General features: G+C 69.9%; 17 protein-coding genes. 11 read left to right on the top strand and 6 right to left on the bottom strand.

What is annotated here, in order from left to right:
* Positions 1-32: 32 nt before the first annotated feature.
* The 8 genes from JOE46_RS07925 (at position 33) to JOE46_RS07895 (ending at position 6,173) form a co-directional block, all read left to right on the top strand.
* Positions 33-239, top strand: a complete 207-nt coding sequence (locus tag JOE46_RS07925; RefSeq protein WP_097211386.1) for a hypothetical protein — start codon at positions 33-35, stop codon at positions 237-239.
* A gap of 128 nt (positions 240-367) precedes the next feature.
* Positions 368-472: an Ms4533A family Cys-rich leader peptide gene (locus tag JOE46_RS27090; RefSeq protein ID WP_354581603.1), complete on the top strand. Its 105-nt coding sequence runs from the start codon at positions 368-370 to the stop codon at positions 470-472.
* Between the two features lie 168 nt (positions 473-640).
* Positions 641-1,687 carry a sulfate ABC transporter substrate-binding protein gene (locus JOE46_RS07920; RefSeq protein ID WP_209926777.1) on the top strand — a complete coding sequence of 349 codons (1,047 nt, stop codon included), beginning with the start codon at positions 641-643 and terminating at the stop codon, positions 1,685-1,687.
* A 1-nt stretch (position 1,688) separates the two neighbouring features.
* The gene (gene cysT / locus JOE46_RS07915) at positions 1,689-2,609 is read left to right on the top strand and encodes a sulfate ABC transporter permease subunit CysT (protein ID WP_373560248.1); all 921 of its coding nucleotides are present in this window, start codon (positions 1,689-1,691) and stop codon (positions 2,607-2,609) included.
* Positions 2,610-2,635: 26 nt separating this feature from the next.
* A complete protein-coding gene (gene cysW, locus JOE46_RS07910; RefSeq protein ID WP_245221511.1) occupies positions 2,636-3,412 on the top strand; it encodes a sulfate ABC transporter permease subunit CysW in 777 nt (258 codons plus the stop codon).
* Positions 3,409-4,401: a sulfate/molybdate ABC transporter ATP-binding protein gene (locus tag JOE46_RS07905; RefSeq protein WP_027499945.1), complete on the top strand. Its 993-nt coding sequence runs from the start codon at positions 3,409-3,411 to the stop codon at positions 4,399-4,401. Before cysW ends, JOE46_RS07905 begins: the two co-directional genes overlap by 4 nt.
* A gap of 165 nt (positions 4,402-4,566) precedes the next feature.
* Positions 4,567-4,911 (top strand): YciI family protein, encoded by a 345-nt coding sequence (locus JOE46_RS07900; protein WP_209926775.1) that lies wholly within the window; start codon positions 4,567-4,569, stop codon positions 4,909-4,911.
* 5 nt (positions 4,912-4,916) lie between these two features.
* On the top strand, positions 4,917-6,173 hold the full coding sequence (locus JOE46_RS07895; RefSeq protein WP_209929000.1) for an RNA polymerase sigma factor: 1,257 nt from the start codon (positions 4,917-4,919) through the stop codon (positions 6,171-6,173).
* On the opposite strand, the gene JOE46_RS07890 is transcribed toward JOE46_RS07895, so the two are convergent.
* Genes JOE46_RS07890 through JOE46_RS07870 form a run of 5 tightly spaced genes read right to left on the bottom strand, consistent with a single transcriptional unit; the run spans position 6,170 to position 11,600 of the window.
* On the bottom strand, positions 6,170-6,934 hold the full coding sequence (locus JOE46_RS07890; protein WP_209928999.1) for a sirohydrochlorin chelatase: 765 nt from the start codon (positions 6,932-6,934) through the stop codon (positions 6,170-6,172). The two genes, JOE46_RS07895 and JOE46_RS07890, sit on opposite strands and share 4 nt — an antisense overlap.
* A 40-nt stretch (positions 6,935-6,974) precedes the next feature.
* Positions 6,975-8,258, bottom strand: coding sequence for a sulfate adenylyltransferase subunit 1 (locus tag JOE46_RS07885; RefSeq protein WP_209926773.1), 1,284 nt, complete (start codon positions 8,256-8,258; stop codon positions 6,975-6,977).
* Complete coding sequence (gene cysD, locus JOE46_RS07880) at positions 8,258-9,193, bottom strand: sulfate adenylyltransferase subunit CysD (RefSeq protein WP_077042056.1); 936 nt, start codon at positions 9,191-9,193, stop codon at positions 8,258-8,260. The genes JOE46_RS07885 and cysD overlap by 1 nt, the downstream gene beginning before the upstream one ends.
* On the bottom strand, positions 9,190-9,897 hold the full coding sequence (locus JOE46_RS07875; protein WP_209928998.1) for a phosphoadenylyl-sulfate reductase: 708 nt from the start codon (positions 9,895-9,897) through the stop codon (positions 9,190-9,192). Before JOE46_RS07875 ends, cysD begins: the two co-directional genes overlap by 4 nt.
* 5 nt (positions 9,898-9,902) lie before the next feature.
* On the bottom strand, positions 9,903-11,600 hold the full coding sequence (locus tag JOE46_RS07870; protein WP_027499952.1) for a nitrite/sulfite reductase: 1,698 nt from the start codon (positions 11,598-11,600) through the stop codon (positions 9,903-9,905).
* 348 nt (positions 11,601-11,948) lie between these two features.
* Between JOE46_RS07870 and hemW the strand changes: the two genes are divergently transcribed.
* On the top strand, positions 11,949-13,145 hold the full coding sequence (gene hemW, locus JOE46_RS07865) for a radical SAM family heme chaperone HemW (RefSeq protein WP_209928996.1): 1,197 nt from the start codon (positions 11,949-11,951) through the stop codon (positions 13,143-13,145).
* A 69-nt stretch (positions 13,146-13,214) separates the two neighbouring features.
* Here the strand turns inward: hemW and JOE46_RS07860 are convergent, their stop codons facing one another.
* Entirely contained in the window at positions 13,215-14,759 is a 1,545-nt protein-coding gene (locus JOE46_RS07860; RefSeq protein WP_209926771.1) for an aldehyde dehydrogenase family protein, read from the bottom strand.
* Between the two features lie 207 nt (positions 14,760-14,966).
* Between JOE46_RS07860 and JOE46_RS07855 the strand changes: the two genes are divergently transcribed.
* Together JOE46_RS07855 and JOE46_RS07850 are read left to right on the top strand one after the other, a co-directional pair.
* On the top strand, positions 14,967-15,971 hold the full coding sequence (locus tag JOE46_RS07855) for an AraC family transcriptional regulator (protein ID WP_209926768.1): 1,005 nt from the start codon (positions 14,967-14,969) through the stop codon (positions 15,969-15,971).
* Positions 15,972-16,163: 192 nt separating this feature from the next.
* A complete protein-coding gene (locus JOE46_RS07850) occupies positions 16,164-17,564 on the top strand; it encodes a wax ester/triacylglycerol synthase family O-acyltransferase (protein ID WP_209928995.1) in 1,401 nt (466 codons plus the stop codon).
* Positions 17,565-17,571: the final 7 nt, after the last annotated feature.

Raw genomic sequence — 17,571 nt, 5'->3', positions numbered from 1 at the left:
GTCCACCGGAGTGGGGGCGATAGGCTGACCGGGTGACACAGATTGCCAGCTGGTGGGACGGACTCGAGCTCTGGGTGATCGGGCTGCCCTTCATCCCGCAGCTGATCCTCGTGATGGCGGTGATGATGCCGCTCGCGATCGGGATCGCCAGCGGCGCCGACCTGCTGCTCGCCAGGATCTTCGTGCTGCTCGGCCGGGACTCGGCCCCCGCCTCCGCCACCGAGGACGGTGCCCGCTGATGCCCCGTTCGCGTGTCACCCTCGCCCTCATCGCGCTGATGCTCCTGGTCCTGATCGGCTGGCTGCTGACCAGGTAGTGGAACGGTGCCGGCTCCAGTTCGATCGGGGCCGGTAGCTCTGCTACATTCGTGCGCGTGTCTGCAACCGCCGTGCACCAGGTCCGCCATGAACTGGCGTTGATCGCTGTCGGCATGCTTGCGGTCGCCGATATCGACTGTTGTCGATTCCCGTAGCCGCACGAGCCACCTGAGCCGCGGCCGGACCGCCCCACGTAGCGGGCGACAACCCCAATTCTGTGTCACCGTGAGACCACGCCGTTGCCGGTAGTGGTCCCGCGCTGCGGTCTGAGGACCGGACACCACCTCCTTGCCCTCGTGGCACACCTGTGAAAGGCAATTCACATGAGCGCGCGCTCTCGCATCACCCGTTCCGGCCTCCTGCTGGCCGCCGCCGTCACCGCCGGCTCGATCGCACTGACCGCGTGCAGCGGCGGCTCGAGCGACACCGTCGGCGCCGAGGGTGGATCGAGCGACGGCAGCGGGGGCACCGTCAGCCTGTTCGCCTACGCGGTCCCCAAGCCCGGCTACGACAAGCTGATCCCCGCCTTCAACGAGACCGAGGCCGGCAAGAACGTCGAGTTCCAGCAGTCCTACGGCGCCTCCGGTGACCAGTCCCGCAAGGTCAAGGACGGCGCCCAGGCCGACTTCGTCAACTTCTCCGTCGAGCCCGACATCACCCGCCTCGTCGACGCGGGCCTGGTGAGCGAGGACTGGAACAAGGACGCCTACAACGGGATCCCGTTCGGCTCGGTCGTGACGGTGGTGGTCCGCGAGGGCAACCCGAAGGGCATCAAGGACTGGGACGACCTGCTCCAGCCCGGCCTCGAGGTGGTCACGCCCAACCCGTTCAGCTCGGGCTCGGCGAAGTGGAACCTCTTGGCGCCGTACGCCGCCAAGAGCGACGGCGGCAAGAACCCGCAGGCCGGACTCGACTACCTGAACACGCTCGTCACCGATCACGTGAAGGTTCAGCCGAAGTCCGGTCGCGAGGCCACCGAGACCTTCCTGCAGGGCACCGGCGACGTGTTGCTGAGCTACGAGAACGAGGCCCTGTTCGCCGAGCGCAACGGGGACCCGGTCGAGCACGTCACCCCGCCGGTCACATTCAAGATCGAGAACCCGGTCGCCGTGATCAAGAGCAGCCAGAACCTCGAGAAGGCCAACGCGTTCAAGGACTTCCTCTTCACCACCGAGGGCCAGAAGCTGTGGGCCGAGGCCGGATTCCGTCCGGTCGATCCCGGTGTCGCCGCCGAGTTCGCGGCCGACTTCCCTGCGTCCGCGAAGCTGTGGACGATCGCGGACCTCGGCGGCTGGAAGGCCGTCGACGAGAGCCTGTTCAAGAAGGAAACCGGCTCCATCGCCACGATCTACGACAACGCCACCAAGTAATCTGACCGTGACCAGCACTACAGAAACAACGACGGGGGGACTGGTGTCCGAGTCCGTAGGACAGCAGTCGACCGAGACCGGTCCCCCCGCTCGGCCCACCCGCCCGAAGAAGCGCAAGTGGACCGCCGTGACCGGCACCGTTGGCCCGCTTGGCATCGGCGTCGCGATGCTCTGGCTCAGCGTCATCGTGCTGCTCCCGCTCGCGGCGCTGACGGTGACCTCGTTCGAGGACGGCCTCAGCGGGTTCTGGGAGGCCGTGACCAGCCCGGTCGCGCTGGCCTCGCTGCGCGTGACCGTCACGGTCTCGGCGGTCGTCGCCCTCATCAATGTGGTGATGGGCACCCTGATCGCCTGGGTGCTGGTCCGCGACGAGTTCCCCGGTAAGCGATTCGTCAACGCGCTCATCGATCTCCCGTTCGCGTTGCCGACCATCGTGGCGAGCATCGTGCTGCTGGCGCTGTACGGCCCGAACAGCCCGATCGGTGTGCAGCTCAACGCGACCCAGCCCGGCCTCGTCGTCGCGCTGGCGTTCGTCACGCTGCCGTTCGTGGTCCGGTCGGTGCAGCCGGTGCTGATCGAGACCGACCGGGAGGTGGAGCAGGCCGCCGCGTCCCTCGGCGCGAGCAACTGGACCATCTTCCGGAAGGTGGTGCTGCCGATCCTGTCGCCCGCGATCATCAGCGGCGCGGGCCTGGCGTTCGCCAGGGCGATCGGCGAGTACGGCTCGGTCGTGCTGATCGGCGGCAACATCCCGCGCGAGACGCAGGTGACCTCGCAGTACATCCAGCAGCAGATCGAGATCGACCGGCCGGTCAACGCCGCCGCGGTGTCGGTGGCGCTGCTGGCGATCGCCTTCGTCACCCTGTTGGTGTTGCGGGTGCTCTCGAGCCGCAGCCAGCGACGTGAGGAGCAGGCCCAGTGAACCTCTCGACCGGATCGAAGCTCGGGATGCGGGTCGTCGCGCTCGGCTACCTGTTCTTCCTGCTGCTGGTGCCGATCGGCGTCATCCTGTGGCGCACCTTCGAGCGGGGCATCGGCGCCTTCATCGAGGCGATCTCCACCCCGGCGGCGATCTCGGCGCTGAACCTCTCGCTGCTGATCGTGGCCATCGTCGTGCCGATCAACGTGATCTTCGGCATCGTCACGGCCCTGGCGCTGGTCCGGGGACGGTTCCCGGGCCGCGGCCTGATGCAGGCGGTCGTTGACCTGCCGTTCGCGGTCTCGCCGATCGTCGTCGGCGTCTCGCTGATCCTGCTGTGGGGCGTCAACGGCTGGTTCGGCGTCCTGGACGAGGCAGGGTTCCGGGTGATCTTCGGCCTGCCAGGCATGGTGCTGGCCACCATCTTCGTCACGCTGCCGTTCGTGGTCCGCGAGGTCGAACCGGTGCTGCACGAGATCGGCGACGAGCAGGAGCAGGCCGCCGCGACCCTCGGCGCCTCCAAGTGGCAGACCTTCTGGCGGATAACCCTGCCCGCGATCCGCTGGGGCCTGACCTACGGCGTGGTGCTCACCGTTGCCCGTTCGCTCGGCGAGTTCGGCGCGGTGATCATGGTGTCCTCGGGGTTCCCCGGCGTCTCCCAGACCCTGACCCTGCTCGTGCACTCGCGCTACATCGACGATCACAACACCTTCGGGGCCTACTGCGCGGCGACGCTGCTGATGGGGATCGCGCTGGTGACCCTGCTGCTGATGACGCTGCTCGACCGCAAGAGGAGCAACACATGATTTCCGTGATCGGCGCCAACAAGAACTTCGGCGACTTCGCCGCCCTCGACAACCTGTCGCTGGACATCCCGGCCGGCTCCCTGACCGCGCTGCTCGGTCCGTCCGGGTCCGGCAAGTCGACCCTGCTGCGGTCGATCGCCGGGCTGGAGAACCCGGACTCGGGGACCATCACCATCGGGGGCAAGGACGTCACCGGTGTGCCGCCGCAGAAGCGCGACATCGGCTTCGTGTTCCAGCACTACGCGGCGTTCAAGCACATGACCGTTCGCGACAACGTCGCGTTCGGGCTGAAGATCCGCAAGCGTCCGAAGCCCGAGATCGACAAGAAGGTCAACGAGCTGCTCGAGATCGTCGGTCTCGACGGTTTCCAGCACCGCTACCCGGCCCAGCTCTCCGGCGGCCAGCGGCAGCGCATGGCGCTGGCCCGCGCGCTCGCCGTCGACCCGCAGGTGCTGCTGCTCGACGAGCCGTTCGGTGCGCTCGACGCCAAGGTCCGCGAGGACCTGCGGACCTGGCTGCGGCGGCTGCACGACGAGGTGCACGTGACCACCGTGCTGGTCACCCACGACCAGGAGGAGGCGCTCGACGTCGCCGACCGGATCGCGGTGCTGAACAAGGGGCGGATCGAGCAGGTCGGCACCCCTCGGGACCTGTACGACACGCCCGCGAACGACTTCGTGATGTCGTTCCTCGGCCCGGTGGCCAAGCTGAACGGCCAGCTGGTCCGCCCGCACGACATCCGCGTCGGGCGCGACCCCAGCATGGCGGTCGCGCAGAAGGCAGGCACCGCGGAGTCCGCGGGTGTCACCCGGGCGACGGTCGAGCGGGTGGTGCACCTCGGCTTCGAGGTGCGGGTGGAGCTGCGCAACGCCGCCACCGGCGACCTGTTCGCGGCCCAGGTGACCCGCGGCGACAGCGAGGCGCTGCAGCTCAAGGAGGGCGAGACCGTCTACGCCCGCGCCACCCTGATCCCGAACATCCCGGCCTAGGCCGCTCCGCGGCCCGTGCGCGGTTGACGAGTCCAGACACTCGTCAACCGCGCACAGGCGGCGCAGCCGCCTACTATTTTCCTGCACGTGTCGATTCGACCGGGTTCCGTTCGTCGTCATTGAGTACGGCACCTCGCCGCACGATGAAACGACAGGAGTCGAGCCATGAAGTACATGATGCTGATCAACGCGGCCTCCACCGATCCCGTCACAAACGGGTGCACCCCCGAGGACTGGATGGTCTACGACAAGCAGGTCAGCGAGGCGGGCATCTTCGTGTCCGGGGAATCGCTGGCGGACCTGACCACCGCGACGGCGGTCCGGGTCGGACCCGACGGGCAGCGCACGGTCACCGACGGACCGTTCGCGGAGAGCCGCGAGGTCCTCGGCGGCTTCTACGTGATCGACGTGCCGAACCTCGACGTCGCACTCGACTGGGCGGCCCGCTGCCCCGGCGCCCGCGGCGGCGGATCGGTCGTGGTGCGGCCGATCGCCGACTTCGGCGAGTGACCGCGATGGACGAGCGGGCCGCGGCCGAGTCGTCCGTGGAGGCCGTGTTCCGGGAGGAACGCGGCCGGCTGCTGGCCTCGCTCGTCCGCCGGTTCGGCGACCTCGACCTGGCCGAGGAGGTCACCTCGGAGGCCATCGAGGCCGCGCTGGTGCACTGGCCGGTGGACGGCGTTCCTGCCCGGCCCGGCGCCTGGCTGATGACGACGGCGCGGCGGCGGGCGGTCGACCGGCTGCGGCGGGACCAGGCCTACGCGGCCCGGCTCGCCGTCCTGCAGGTCGAGTCCGACCGGGCGGACCCGGCCCCGCCCGCCGACGCGCTCGCCGACCTGCCCGACGACCGGCTGCAGCTGTTCTTCACCTGCACCCATCCGGCGCTCGCGGACGAGGACAGGGCGGCGCTGACCCTGCGCTGCCTGGCCGGACTGACGACGCCGGAGGTGGCCAGGGCGTTCCTGGTCCCGGCCGCGACGATGGCGCAGCGAATCGTGCGGGCCAAGAAGAAGATCCGGCAGGCAAGGATCCCGTTCCGGGTGCCGGGTGCCGACGAATTGCCGGACCGCCTGCCCGGGGTGCTCGGGGTGATCTACTCGATCTTCACCGAGGGCTACGCGGCCAGCTCGGGTCCCGACCTGCAGCGCCTCGACCTCGCGGAGGAGGCGATCCGGCTCGCCCGGATCCTGCGGCGGCTGCTCCCCGCCGAACGCGAGGTCGCCGGGTTGCTGGCGCTGATGCTGCTGATCCATGCCCGCCGCGACGCGCGGACCGGGCCGGGCGGCGAGCTGGTGCTGCTCGACGACCAGGACCGTAGCCACTGGGATCGCGCGGCCATCGAGGAAGGCGGCGCGCTGGTGGTCGTCGCGCTGACCGGTGGCCCGCCGGGCGTGTACGGGGTGCAGGCGGCCATCGCGGCCCTGCACGACGAGGCCGCGGACGTCGCCTCGACGGACTGGCCACAGGTGGTGGCGCTCTACGACTTGTTGCTCGCGCTGGCGCCGTCGCCGGTGGTGGCGCTGAACCGGGCGGTGGCGGTGGCGATGCGGGACGGACCGGAGGCGGGGCTGACCCTGCTCGACGGGTTGTCGGGGGAGCCGCGGCTGCGGGGCTATCACCCGTACGCGGTCGCCCGCGCGGACCTGCTGCAGCGGCTCGGCCGGTTCCCGGAGGCCGCGGCGGCCTACCGGGCGGCGCTGGAGACCGTCGGCACCGACGCCGAACGGGAGCACCTGTGGCGCAGGCTCGACGAGGTCGAGCGGTCGGGCTAGGCGGAGAGTTCGACCCGGCCGGCGGTGAGCCGCTCGACGCCCGCGGCGTACCGGTCGAGCGCGACCTCCGCCAGCAGGGGGTGGGCGCCGATCACGTCGGCCTGCAGCGATTCCGGGGCGCAGTCCTCGGCGGACCGGCCGATCCGGTCGGTGAGCAGGCCGGGCGCGAGGAACCACGGGGCGACGACGATGGACCGCGCGCCGCGGGCCCGCAGCGCCGAGACGGCCTGCGGCACGCCGGGTCCGGTGGTCGCAAAGCAGACCTCGACGCCTGCCCAGCCGGTGCCGGCCCGCAGCCGCGGGCCGATCCGCGTGGTGAGTTCGTTGGCGGTCTCCGAGGACGAACCGACCGCGGCCAGCACGACTCCGACCTCGGGATCGCCGAGATCGGTTCCCGTCTGGGTGATGCGGTCGCGCACGGCGGAGACCAACCGGTGGTCGTCCCCGAGCACCTCGGCCTGGATCAGGTTGAGCCCGGGGTGCCTGCGGCGGCCTGCCGCGAGCAGCGCGGGCAGGTCCACCCGCGCGTGGAAGGCGCTGCCCAGCAGCAGCGGCACCACGACGGCGGACGAATGTCCCTCGGCGGCAACCGCATCGATGGCCTGGTCCACCGACGGGGCGGACAGGTCAAGGAAGCAGAGGCGGACGTCCAGGTCGGGGCGCGAGGCCCGGATGCCGTCCACCGCGGCCGCGACCGCCCGCGCGGAGCGGGGGTCGCGGCTGCCGTGGGCCACCGCGATCAGCGGTGCCGGCACGGGCATCGGGGACGCGTGCGTCCCGACCTGGATGTCGAACACGACGCTAGACGCGGGCGAGCTCGACGGCGGCGATCGCGTCGCCGACCAGGCCGGCCGCGAGGGTGTTGCCACCCGCCGGGTCGATCAGCAGGAAGCTGCCGGTGTGCCGGTTGACCGTGTAGTCGTCCGCCACGATCGGCTCCGCGACGCGCACCGAGATCTTGCCGATCTCGTTGAGCTCGAGGGTGTCCGGGCTCTGTGCCGTGGTGAGGTCCTGCTCGTCGAACCGCTCCACGATGCCACCGACGATCGCCTGCGTGGTGCGGGTGCCGTGCTTGAGCAGCAGGCGGGCGCCGGGCCGCAGCGGCTTCTCGGCGAGCCAGCAGACCGTCGCTTCGAACTCGCCGATCGGCTCGGGCGCGTCCTCGATCGAGGCGATGGTGTCGCCGCGCGAGACGTCGACGTCGTCGGCCAGGATCAGCGTGACGCTGCGCCCCGCGTTCGCGACGTCGAGCTCACCGTCGGCGGTGTCGACGCGCTCGACGGTGGTGCGGGTGCCGGACGGCAGGATCACCACCTCGTCGCCAGGGCGGACCGAACCCGCGGCGACCTGACCGGCGTAGCCGCGGTAGTCGAGGAAGTCGGCGGTGCGAGGCCGGATCACGTACTGGACCGGGAAGCGCAGGCCCACCCGGTGCGGCTCGGCGTCCACCGGGATCGACTCGAGGTGCTCGATCAGGGTGGGGCCGTTGTAGTACGGGGTGTTCTCGGAGCGGACGGCCACGTTGTCGCCGTGCAGCGCGGAGACCGGGATCTCCACGACGTCCTCGGACGCCCACCCCAGCGAGGTGGTGAGCGCGTTGAACTCCTCGGAGATGTCCGCGAACACCTGGGCCGGGTTCTCGACCAGGTCGATCTTGTTGACCGCGAGCACCAGCTTCGGCACGCCGAGCAGCGCGAGCACGGCGGCGTGCTTGCGGGTCTGCGAGATGACGCCCTTGCGCGCGTCGACGAGCAGGATCACCAGCTGCGCGGTGGACGCGCCGGAGACGGTGTTTCGGGTGTACTGCACGTGGCCCGGGGTGTCCGCGAGCACGAAGGTGCGGTTGGGCGTCGCGAAGTAGCGGTACGCCACGTCGATGGTGATGCCCTGCTCACGCTCCGCGCGGAGGCCGTCGACCAGCAGCGACAGGTCCGGGGTGTCGAGCCCACGGTCGACCGACGCGCGGGTGACGGCGTCGATCTGGTCGGCGAGAACGGATTTCGTGTCGTACAGCAGCCGGCCCACCAGGGTGGACTTGCCGTCGTCGACGCTGCCCGCGGTGGCGAGCCTCAACAGGTCGCTCATCAGAAGTAGCCCTCTCGCTTGCGGTCTTCCATGGCCGCTTCGGAAACTCGGTCGTCGCCACGGGTGGCACCGCGCTCGGTCAATCGGGACGCCGCGACCTCGGCGAGGATGGCCTCGTTGTCGGCCGCCTCGGAGAGCACCGCGCCGGTGGTGGAGCCGTCGCCGACGGTGCGGTAGCGCACCGAGAGGTTCTGCACCTCCTCGCCTTCCCGCGGTCCGCCCCAGACGCCGGAGGTCATCCACATGCCGTCGCGCTGGTACACCTCGCGCTGGTGGGCGTAGTAGATGCTGGCCAGCTCCACGTTGTCGCGGGCGATGTACCGCCAGATGTCGAGCTCGGTGAAGTTGCTCAGCGGGAACACGCGGACCTGCTCGCCGGGGGAGTGCTTGCCGTTGTACAGGTTCCACAGCTCGGGACGCTGCTTCTTCGGGTCCCACTGGCCGAACGCGTTGCGCAGCGAGAAGATCCGCTCCTTGGCGCGGGCGCGCTCCTCGTCGCGGCGGGCGCCGCCGAACACCGCGTCGAAGCGGTTCTCGGCGATGGCGTCCAGCAGCGGCACCGTCTGCAGCGGGTTGCGGATGCCGTCGGGCCGCTCGGTGAGCCGGCCGTCGGCGAGGTAGTCCTCGACCTTGGCCACGTGCAGGCGCAGGTTGTACTTCTCGACCACGTGGTCGCGGAAGTCCAGCACCTCCTGCAGGTTGTGCCCGGTGTCCACGTGCAGCAGCGCGAAGGGCAGGGGTGCGGGCCAGAAGGCCTTGATCGCCAGGTGCAGCAGCACCGTGGAGTCCTTGCCGCCGGAGAACAGGATCACCGGGCGCTCGAACTCGCCTGCCACCTCACGGAAGATGTGGATGGCCTCGGACTCGAGGGCAGCGAGCGTGTCGAAGTCGGTGCCGTCGAGTTGCGGTCGGATGTCGGTCAGTTCAGCAGTCATGAGGCGTGCAACCCGCATTCTGTCTTGGCGTTACCGGCCCACCGTCCGCTGCGCGGATCGGAGCCGGGGGCTGGCTTGGCGGTGCACGGCGCGCACCCGATTGATGGATAGCCTTCGTCGACAAGCGGATTCACCAGGATCGAGTGCTTGTCGATGTAGGCCTGCATGTCGTCGTCGGACCACGCGGCGATCGGGTTGATCTTCACGAGCCCGAACGCGTCGTCGAACGAGATCAGCGGGGCGTTGGCGCGGGTGGGGGACTCGACCCGGCGGATGCCGGTCACCCAGGCCTTGTATCCGGCGAGCGACTTCTTCAGCGGCGCGACCTTGCGCAGTGCGCAGCAGCGGCCGGGGTCGCGGGCGAACAGGTCCTTGCCCTCGGCCGCGTCCTGCTCGGCGACGCTGGCCTCGGCCTGGACGTTGATGACGTTCACCCCGTACACCGCCTCGACCGCGTCGCGGGTGCCGATGGTCTCCGCGAAGTGGTAGCCGGTCTCGAGGAACAGCACGTCGACGCCGGGGTGCACCTGGGCGGCCAGGTGCACCAGGACGCCGTCCTGCATGTTCGACGCGACGATGAAGTCGGTCCCGAACGTGTCCTCGGTCCACTGCAGCAGTTCCTGCGCGGACGCGCCGTCGAGGCTCGCCGCCGCCTGCTCGGCGAGCGCGCGGAGGTCGTCCGCGGTCGCGGTGGCCAGATCCAATGTGGTCAACGGAGATCCCCCTCGTCTGCTCGGACGGCCCACTCGGCGAAGCGTTCGCCCGCATTGCGGTGCTTGACGAACTGCCGGACCACCCGGTCGATGTAGTCGCCCATCTCGGTGCTGGCGACCTTGTGCTGGCGCAGCTTGCGGCCGAAGGCCACGTCGAACCCGAGGCTGCCTCCCAGGTGAACCTGGAAGCCCTCCACCTGATTCCCCTCGCCGTCGTCGATGAGCATGCCCTTGAAGCCGATGTCCGCGACCTGCGAGCGGGCGCAGGAGTTGGGGCACCCGTTGATGTTGATGGTGATCGGCACGTCGAGCTGCGCGTTGATGTCCGCGAGGCGCTGCTCGAGCTCGGGCACCAGCACCTGCGAGCGCTTCCGGGTCTCGGCGAACGACAGCTTGCAGAACTCGATGCCGGAGCAGGCCATCAGGTTCTGCCGCCAGTGCGACGGGCGGGCGGGCAGGCCCAGCTCGTCGAGGTCGGCGATCAGCTGATCGAGCTTGTCGTCGGCGACGTCGAGGATGATCAGCTTCTGGTACGGCGTGAAGCGGATCTTGTCGCTGCCCGCCTTCTCGGCGGCGTCGGCGACCTTCGCGAGGATGGTGCCGGAGACCCGGCCCGCGATCGGCGCGAAGCCGACGGCGTTGAGGCCGTTGCGGGTCTTCTGGACGCCGACGTGGTCGATCGGCCGCTTGGGTTGCTCGGGCGCGGGGCCGTCGATCAGCTTTCGCTTGAGGTACTCGGTCTCGAGCACCTCCCGGAACTTCTCGATGCCCCAGTCCTTGATGAGGAACTTCAGCCGCGCCTTGGACCGCAGCCGGCGGTAGCCGTAGTCGCGGAAGATCGAGACCACGGCCTCCCACACGTCCGGCACCTCGTCGAGCGGCACCCAGACGCCGACGCGCTGCGCCAGCATCGGGTTCGTCGAGAGCCCGCCGCCGACCCACAGGTCGAGGCCGGGGCCGTGCTCGGGATGGTTGACGCCGATGAAGGCGACGTCGTTGATCTCGTGCACCACGTCCTGCTGGCCGGAGATCGCGGTCTTGAACTTGCGCGGCAGGTTCGAGTACTCGGGCTTGCCGATGTAGCGGCGGACGATCTCGTCGATCGCCGGGGTCGGGTCGAGGACCTCGTCGAGGGACTCGCCTGCCAGCGGGGACCCGAGGACGACGCGCGGGCAGTCGCCGCAGGCCTCGGTGGTCTTGAGGCCGACGGACTCGAGCCGCTTCCAGATCTCGGGGACGTTCTCGACCTCGATCCAGTGGTACTGGACGTTCTCGCGGTCGGAGAGGTCGGCGGTGTCGCGGCCGAACTCGGTGGAGATGCCCGCGATGGTGCGCAGCTGCTCGACGTTGAGCGCGCCTGCGTCGCAGCGCACCCGCATCATGAAGTACTTGGCCTCGAGCAGGTCGATGTTCTCGTCACCGGTGAAGGTGCCGTCGTAACCCTGCTCACGCTGGGTGTAGAGGCCCCACCAGCGCATCCGGCCGCGCAGGTCGGACTTGTCGATGCTGTCGAATCCCTGCTTCGAGTAGATGTTCTCGATGCGGGCGCGGACGTTGAGCGGGTTGTCGTCCTTCTTGGCCTGCTCGTTGGCGTTCAGCGGCTCGCGGTAGCCGAGGGCCCACTGGCCCTCGGCACGGCGCTTGGCCGGCCGCGGCGCGCGGGCGGGAGGAGGAGTGTCGACACTTTGCGACATCGGAGGCGCTCCAGAATCTTCTTCGGTGCGCCGGTCTGTGATGGCAACGCCGACGGGGAGGGCTGTCCCCGCAGGCACATCCGAGACCGGCCGGGACTGAGAGGGGGCTGGCGAATGGCGTCTACGCAGGCAAGGGCAGACAGCTACAGACACGCTTGAGATCGACGTGGCGTCGAGCCACGAGCGCAATCCCAAGTCCGGTCACCCGGCCAATTGTGCCAGATGACCTCGCGGATTCCGACACCCCATGGCTATTTCCCCCCGACTCGGGGGAAATGCGCAGGCAGGGCGATGTGTGGCGCTCGTCACGTCCTCTGGTAATGGGACACTGATGGGGTGAGTGGATCGATGACCGAGCCGGTGGCTGCTGCGTTTGCGCTGCCGGACCATGCGCTGGCCGGAGTGGGGTCGCGTCCCTTCGGCATCTACATCCACGTCCCGTTCTGCGCGACGCGCTGCGGGTACTGCGACTTCAACACGTACACGGCGGGGGAGCTGGGCACCTCGGCGTCGCCGCAGTCCTGGCTGGAGGGGCTGCGCCGCGAGCTGGACGCGGCCGCCGCGATGCTCGGCGCCGAGGGTGCGCTGCCCGCGGCGGAGACGGTGTTCGTCGGCGGCGGCACGCCGTCGCTGCTCGGCGGCGACGGCCTGGCCGACGTGCTTGGCGCGGTCCGCTCGAGCTTCGGCCTGGCCGCGGGCGCCGAGGTGACCACGGAATCGAACCCCGAGTCCACCTCGCCGGAGTTCTTCGACCGCCTCCGCGAGGCCGGGTTCACCCGCATCTCGCTTGGCATGCAGTCGGCGGCGCAGCACGTGCTGCGGATCCTCGACCGCACCCACACCCCGGGGCGCCCGGTGGCGGCCGCCGTGGAGGCGCGCGCGGCGGGGTTCGAGCACGTGAATCTCGACCTGATCTACGGCACGCCCGGCGAGCGCGACGAGGACCTCGACGCGTCCCTTGATGCGGTGCTCGCCGCGGGCGTCGACCACGTCTCGGCGTACGCGCTCATCGTGGAGGACGGCACCGCGCTGGCCAGGAAGGTGCGACGCGGGGACCTGCCCGCGCCCGACGACGACGTCCTCGCCGCCCGGTACGAGCGGATCGACGCGCGCCTCGCCGACGCCGGGCTGAGCTGGTACGAGGTGTCGAACTGGGCGAAGGAGGGCGCCGAGTGCAGGCACAACCTGGGGTACTGGGACGGCGGCGACTGGTGGGGCGCGGGCCCAGGCGCGCACGGCCACGTCGGCGGGGTGCGCTGGTGGAACGTCAAGCACCCGGCCCGCTACGCCGACCGGCTGACGGCGGGTGAGCTGCCCGTCGCGGACAGCGAGCAGCTCACCGCCGAGGACCGGCACATGGAGCGGGTGATGCTGACGCTGCGGCTGCGGTCGGGACTGCCGGTGTCGGACCTGCGAGCTTCCGAGATCGCGGCCGCCGAGCAGGCCGTCGCGGACGGGCTGCTCTCGCGCGCCGATGACCGCCTGGTGCTCAGCGACCGCGGCAGGCTGCTGGCCGACGGTGTCATCCGCGACATCCTGAGCTGACCCCGCCCGTCCAGCCGGCGCACCCCGACGCGGCTGTGCGGCAACGGGATCCGGTCCGGCCTCTGAGGATCACCGACCGGTTCCGGAGAATCGGCGGCGCATGTCGCGGGCGACGATCGCCCGCAGCAGCTTCGCCGCGACCCGCGCCCGCGAGGGCGTGTACGGGTACCACAGCGGTTCGTTCGTCAGGGTGGGGAACCGGGGGGCGGTCACGGCCTGCACCCGGCAGTACTTGTGCAGGCCCGAGTCGCCGCCGAAGCGCGCGCCGATCCCGGAGGTCTTCCATCCGCCGTGCGGCAGCCCGAAGCAGAAGAGGTTGCTGAACATGTCGTTGACGTTCACCGCCCCGACCTCGAGGCGTCGAGCGATGGCCTCCCCGCGCGAGCGGCTGCCGGTCCAGACGGTCGCGGACAGGCCGTAGACCGAGTCGTTGGCGAGCCGGACGGCCTCGTCCGCGTCGGCCACCCTCATCACGGGGATGGTGGGACCGAAGGTCTCCTCGGTCATGCAGGCCATGGTGTGGTCCACGTCGACCAGCACGGTCGGCTCGAAGAAGGTCCCCACCCCGGTCGGGGCGCCGCCGGTCAGTGCGGTGGCGCCGCGGGCGATCGCGTCGTCGACGTGACGGCGCACGATGTCGACCTGGTTCACGTTGGCCAGCGCGCCGACGTCCGCGGAGTGGGAGTCGTCGTCGGCGCCCTGACGCAGCGACCGGACCTTCTCGGTGAGCAGCGCGACGAACTCGTCGTGCACGGCCTCCTCGACGTAGACCCGTTCGACCGAGATGCAGGCCTGGCCGGAGTTCATCAGCCCGCCCCAGACGATCCCGCTGGCTGCCCGCTCGAGGTCGGCGTCGGCAAGCACGATCGCGGCGTCCTTGCCGCCGAGTTCGACGCTGCAGGGGATCAGGCGCTCGCCCGCCCGGGCGGCGATCTTGCGCCCGGTGGCCGTGGAGCCGGTGAACTGCACCATGTCGACGGCGTCGACGACGGCCGCGCCGGTGTCCCCGCGGCCGGTGATGCAGGCCAGTATCGGCGGCGCGCCGATCTCGCGCCATCCGCGCGCCAGTTCGAGCGCGGAAAGCGGGGTCACCTCGGACGGCTTGAGGATGACGGCGGCGCCTGCGAGCAGCGCGGGGATCACGTCCATGGCGGGCATCAGCAGCGGGAAGTTCCACGGCGTGATCACCCCGACCACCGGATGCGGGCGATATGTCTTGCGCTGCGATTTGGTGAGGCTGAACGCACCGGAGTTCGGGAGCTTCGCGTCGGCCAGGTCGCGCGGCGCGCGGGCGGCGTAGAAGTTGATGATCTCGGCGATCACCGGCACCTCGAGCCCGGCCTCGGTCCGCGGCTTCCCGGTCTCGGACTGGAGAACATCCTCCAGGTGGGTCTCGTTGTCCAGCAACCAGTCCCGCAGTTTGAACAGCCACCTTGCCCGACCCTTGGGTCCGAGGGCCTCCCAGGCCGGCTGCTGTGCGCGGAGTCCGTCGACCACCTCGGCTACCGAGTCGGGCTCTGTGTCGGGAACCGAGCCGACCTCCTCGCCGGTCGCCGGGCAGTGAATGGTGACGGGCGGTCGGACGATCGTCGGCACCAGCTGGTCGATGCTCATCGCACACTCCTCGGTGGGGGTTGGCGTCGAGTATCGGCGCGAGCGGAGCCGCGGCGCTTGGCCGATTCGGCCAACAACCACGGGCCTTTTGGGTCAGCGGCACAAGTGGGCAGGTGGCCGGGTCCGCGGCTCCCGGATTCGATCCAATCGGGATCTGTGGGATCTGCTTCGGCCGGGCCGCGCGTAGCCTGGGTGTGGAGCCGAAAGATGCACGATAAATCGCCTGCAGCGGGTGCGCCCGAACCGACGCGCCGGGTGTTGGCATTTCATGCCCGAACCCTCGACGAGGCGCGCGCGGCCGTCGGTCGGAATTACTACCCCCACCGGCTGGCCCAGCTCACCACGGACTCCGACCTCGACATGTCGCTACGCACTGTGCAGCTCGGTCCTGTGTCCGTGGGGCGGTTGTCGTACGGAGTGGACGTGAGCATCCACCTCGACGAGCTGGAAAGTGCCTACCACGTGAACATTCCGATGTCGGGCGGCATCGAGTCGGAAGCGGGCGGAGAGCCCGATGTGGTCACCCGCGGGCGCGCGTCCATCTACCTCCCGCATCGCTCCACCAGGATCACGCGATGGAGCGCGGACTGCGTGGTGTACGGCATCAAGTTCGACCGCGCCTACCTCGAGTCCGAGCTTCGCGCCCTACTCGGCCGGCCGGTCGGCAAACCGGTGACCTTCGACCCCGTGTTCGATCTGTCCAGCAAGTCGGGCGCGAGCTGGTTGGCTCTGGTCCGAACCCTCGCCGCGGAACTCGACGACGACAGCAGCCTGCTCTACAACGAGCTGGTTTCGAGCCGGCTGGTCGATGCCGTGACCACCGGTTTGCTGCTCACGGCGGCGCACGACAGCCGTGAACTCCTCGACTCGCCCGCCCACGCTGCCCGCCCGCGCACGATCAGTCGGGCCATCGATGCGATCCACGCGCATCCCGAGGAGCCGTGGACCGTCAGCGGGCTGGCGATGCTGGTGGGCGTCAGCGTGCGCACCCTGCAGGACGGATTCCGGCGGTACGTCGGGGTCTCGCCACTGGCCTATCTTCGCGATGTGCGGCTCGAGCGGGCCCATGAGGACCTGATCCAGGCAGACCCGTCCGACGTCGCGGTCACCGATGTGGCCTATCGCTGGGGATTCCAGCACCTCGGCCGTTTCGCTCTCGAATACCGAAAGCGGTACGGGCAGCCGCCGTCGAAGACCCTCACCACGACGTAGCCCGGCCCGAAAACCCTGTGCACTCGAAGTCCCTGCGCAATCGGGACATCCCCCGCGCTTCGGGGACAGTCTTCAGCCGCTGCTGCCTCTAACGTTGGCCCCATCGTTGCCGCTGGACAAAATCCAGGACACGCCCCCTCGGCTCCACGTCCCGCGTGATCGTCCGGGTGCGGGCACATGAAAGGCCGAACCTTGCTGCTGCCGATGGCGCCGACCGATTCGATGTTCCTGCTCGGCGAGTCTCGTGACCATCCGATGCATGTAGGGGGGCTCGCGCTGTTCGCTCCGCCGGATGGCGCCGATGGGTGCGATGTGCGGGCACTGCTCGATTCGTCCTTGGGTCGGGGCGATGTCGCGCCGCTGTTGCGTAAACGCGCCCGTCGGTCGGTGACCTCGCTGGGGCAGTGGGGCTGGGAGACGGATGTCGACGTCGACCTCGGGCACCATGTGCGTCACGATGCCCTGCCGCGCCCTGGCGGGATCACCGAACTGCTGGAGCTGGTCTCCCGCTTGCATTCCGTGTTGCTGGACCGAAGCAGGCCGCTGTGGGAGATGCACCTCATCGAGGGCCTCGCTGACGGCCGCTTCGCGGTCTACACGAAGATCCACCACGCCCTCGCGGACGGCGTGTCGGCGATGAAGCTGCTGCGCCGTGGGCTCAGCGCGGACCCGGCACGGCGGGAGATGCCCGCGCCATGGGAGCCGCTGGTGCGCGAGCGCAGCGCGCTGCGACTCGTCTTGGACCAGCCGGCGGGCGGTCGCGGACCGCTCGGCGTGCCTGCCACCGCGCTGCGTGTCGCTCGCGGCGCGCTCGGTGAGCTGGGAGGCCTCGTGCCCGCGCTCGTTGGCACCGTCGACCGGGCCTTGCACGGGCGTGGCGGATCGCTCTCGCTCTCTGCACCCAGCAGCATCTTCAACGTGCCGATCGGTGGGGCCCGACGGTTCGCGGCACAGTCCTGGCCGATCGAACGGCTACGGCTGGTCGCCAAGCATGCCGAGGCGACCATCAACGACGTGGTGCTCGCGATGTGCTCAGGGGCGCTGCGCGGCTACCTGGGCGATCTCGAGGCGCTGCCTGCCGACCCGCTGATCGCGATGGTGCCGGTCTCGCTGCGTGGCGAGCAGCGGGAGGGCAAGGCAGGCAATGAGATCGGGGTGCTGATGTGTAATCTCGCCACCGACCTCGCCGACCCGGCGAACCGCCTCGCGACCGTGACGGCCTCCATGCGCGAGGGCAAACAGGCACTGCGGGCGATGAGCTCGGCGCAGGCTCTGGCGATGAGTGCGCTCGGGGCCGCGCCGCTCGCACTGGGCATGTTCGGAATGGGCGGGCCGGTCCGCCCGCCGAACGTGATGATCTCCAACGTTCCCGGGCCGGCTGAGCCCCTGTACTGGAACGGCGCCCGTCTGACCGCGCTGTATCCGCTGTCGATCCCGGTCGACGGACAGGCCCTCAACATCACCTGCACCAGTACCGATGACGAGATCGCGTTCGGGCTGACCGGCTGCCGGCGAGTGGTGCCGCTACTTCAGCCCCTGCTCGGTCGCCTCGACGACGAACTCTGCGCCCTCGAAAAGACCGTCGGCCTGTAGGCCGGGA

The sequence above is a fragment of the Rhodococcus sp. PvR099 genome (genome assembly GCF_017833315.1).
Taxonomy (GTDB): Bacteria; Actinomycetota; Actinomycetes; order Mycobacteriales; family Mycobacteriaceae; genus Rhodococcus_G; species Rhodococcus_G oryzae.
The sequence above is the reverse complement of the archived record's forward strand: the minus strand, read 5'-3'. Positions and strand labels throughout refer to the sequence as shown.

Excerpts from the sequence above, each read along its gene's own strand:
- JOE46_RS07885 (WP_209926773.1), bottom strand. The coding sequence starts at position 8,258 with ATGAGCGACCTGTTGAGGCTCGCCACCGCGGGCAGCGTCGACGACGGC.
- JOE46_RS07895 (WP_209929000.1), top strand. The coding sequence starts at position 4,917 with ATGGACGAGCGGGCCGCGGCCGAGTCGTCCGTGGAGGCCGTGTTCCGG.
- JOE46_RS07890 (WP_209928999.1), bottom strand. The coding sequence starts at position 6,934 with ATGCCCGTGCCGGCACCGCTGATCGCGGTGGCCCACGGCAGCCGCGAC.
- JOE46_RS07870 (WP_027499952.1), bottom strand. The coding sequence starts at position 11,600 with ATGTCGCAAAGTGTCGACACTCCTCCTCCCGCCCGCGCGCCGCGGCCG.
- JOE46_RS07900 (WP_209926775.1), top strand. The coding sequence starts at position 4,567 with ATGAAGTACATGATGCTGATCAACGCGGCCTCCACCGATCCCGTCACA.
- JOE46_RS07855 (WP_209926768.1), top strand. The coding sequence starts at position 14,967 with ATGCACGATAAATCGCCTGCAGCGGGTGCGCCCGAACCGACGCGCCGG.
- JOE46_RS07860 (WP_209926771.1), bottom strand. The coding sequence starts at position 14,759 with ATGAGCATCGACCAGCTGGTGCCGACGATCGTCCGACCGCCCGTCACC.
- cysW (WP_245221511.1), top strand. The coding sequence starts at position 2,636 with ATGCGGGTCGTCGCGCTCGGCTACCTGTTCTTCCTGCTGCTGGTGCCG.
- hemW (WP_209928996.1), top strand. The coding sequence starts at position 11,949 with ATGACCGAGCCGGTGGCTGCTGCGTTTGCGCTGCCGGACCATGCGCTG.
- cysD (WP_077042056.1), bottom strand. The coding sequence starts at position 9,193 with ATGACTGCTGAACTGACCGACATCCGACCGCAACTCGACGGCACCGAC.
- JOE46_RS07905 (WP_027499945.1), top strand. The coding sequence starts at position 3,409 with ATGATTTCCGTGATCGGCGCCAACAAGAACTTCGGCGACTTCGCCGCC.
- JOE46_RS07920 (WP_209926777.1), top strand. The coding sequence starts at position 641 with ATGAGCGCGCGCTCTCGCATCACCCGTTCCGGCCTCCTGCTGGCCGCC.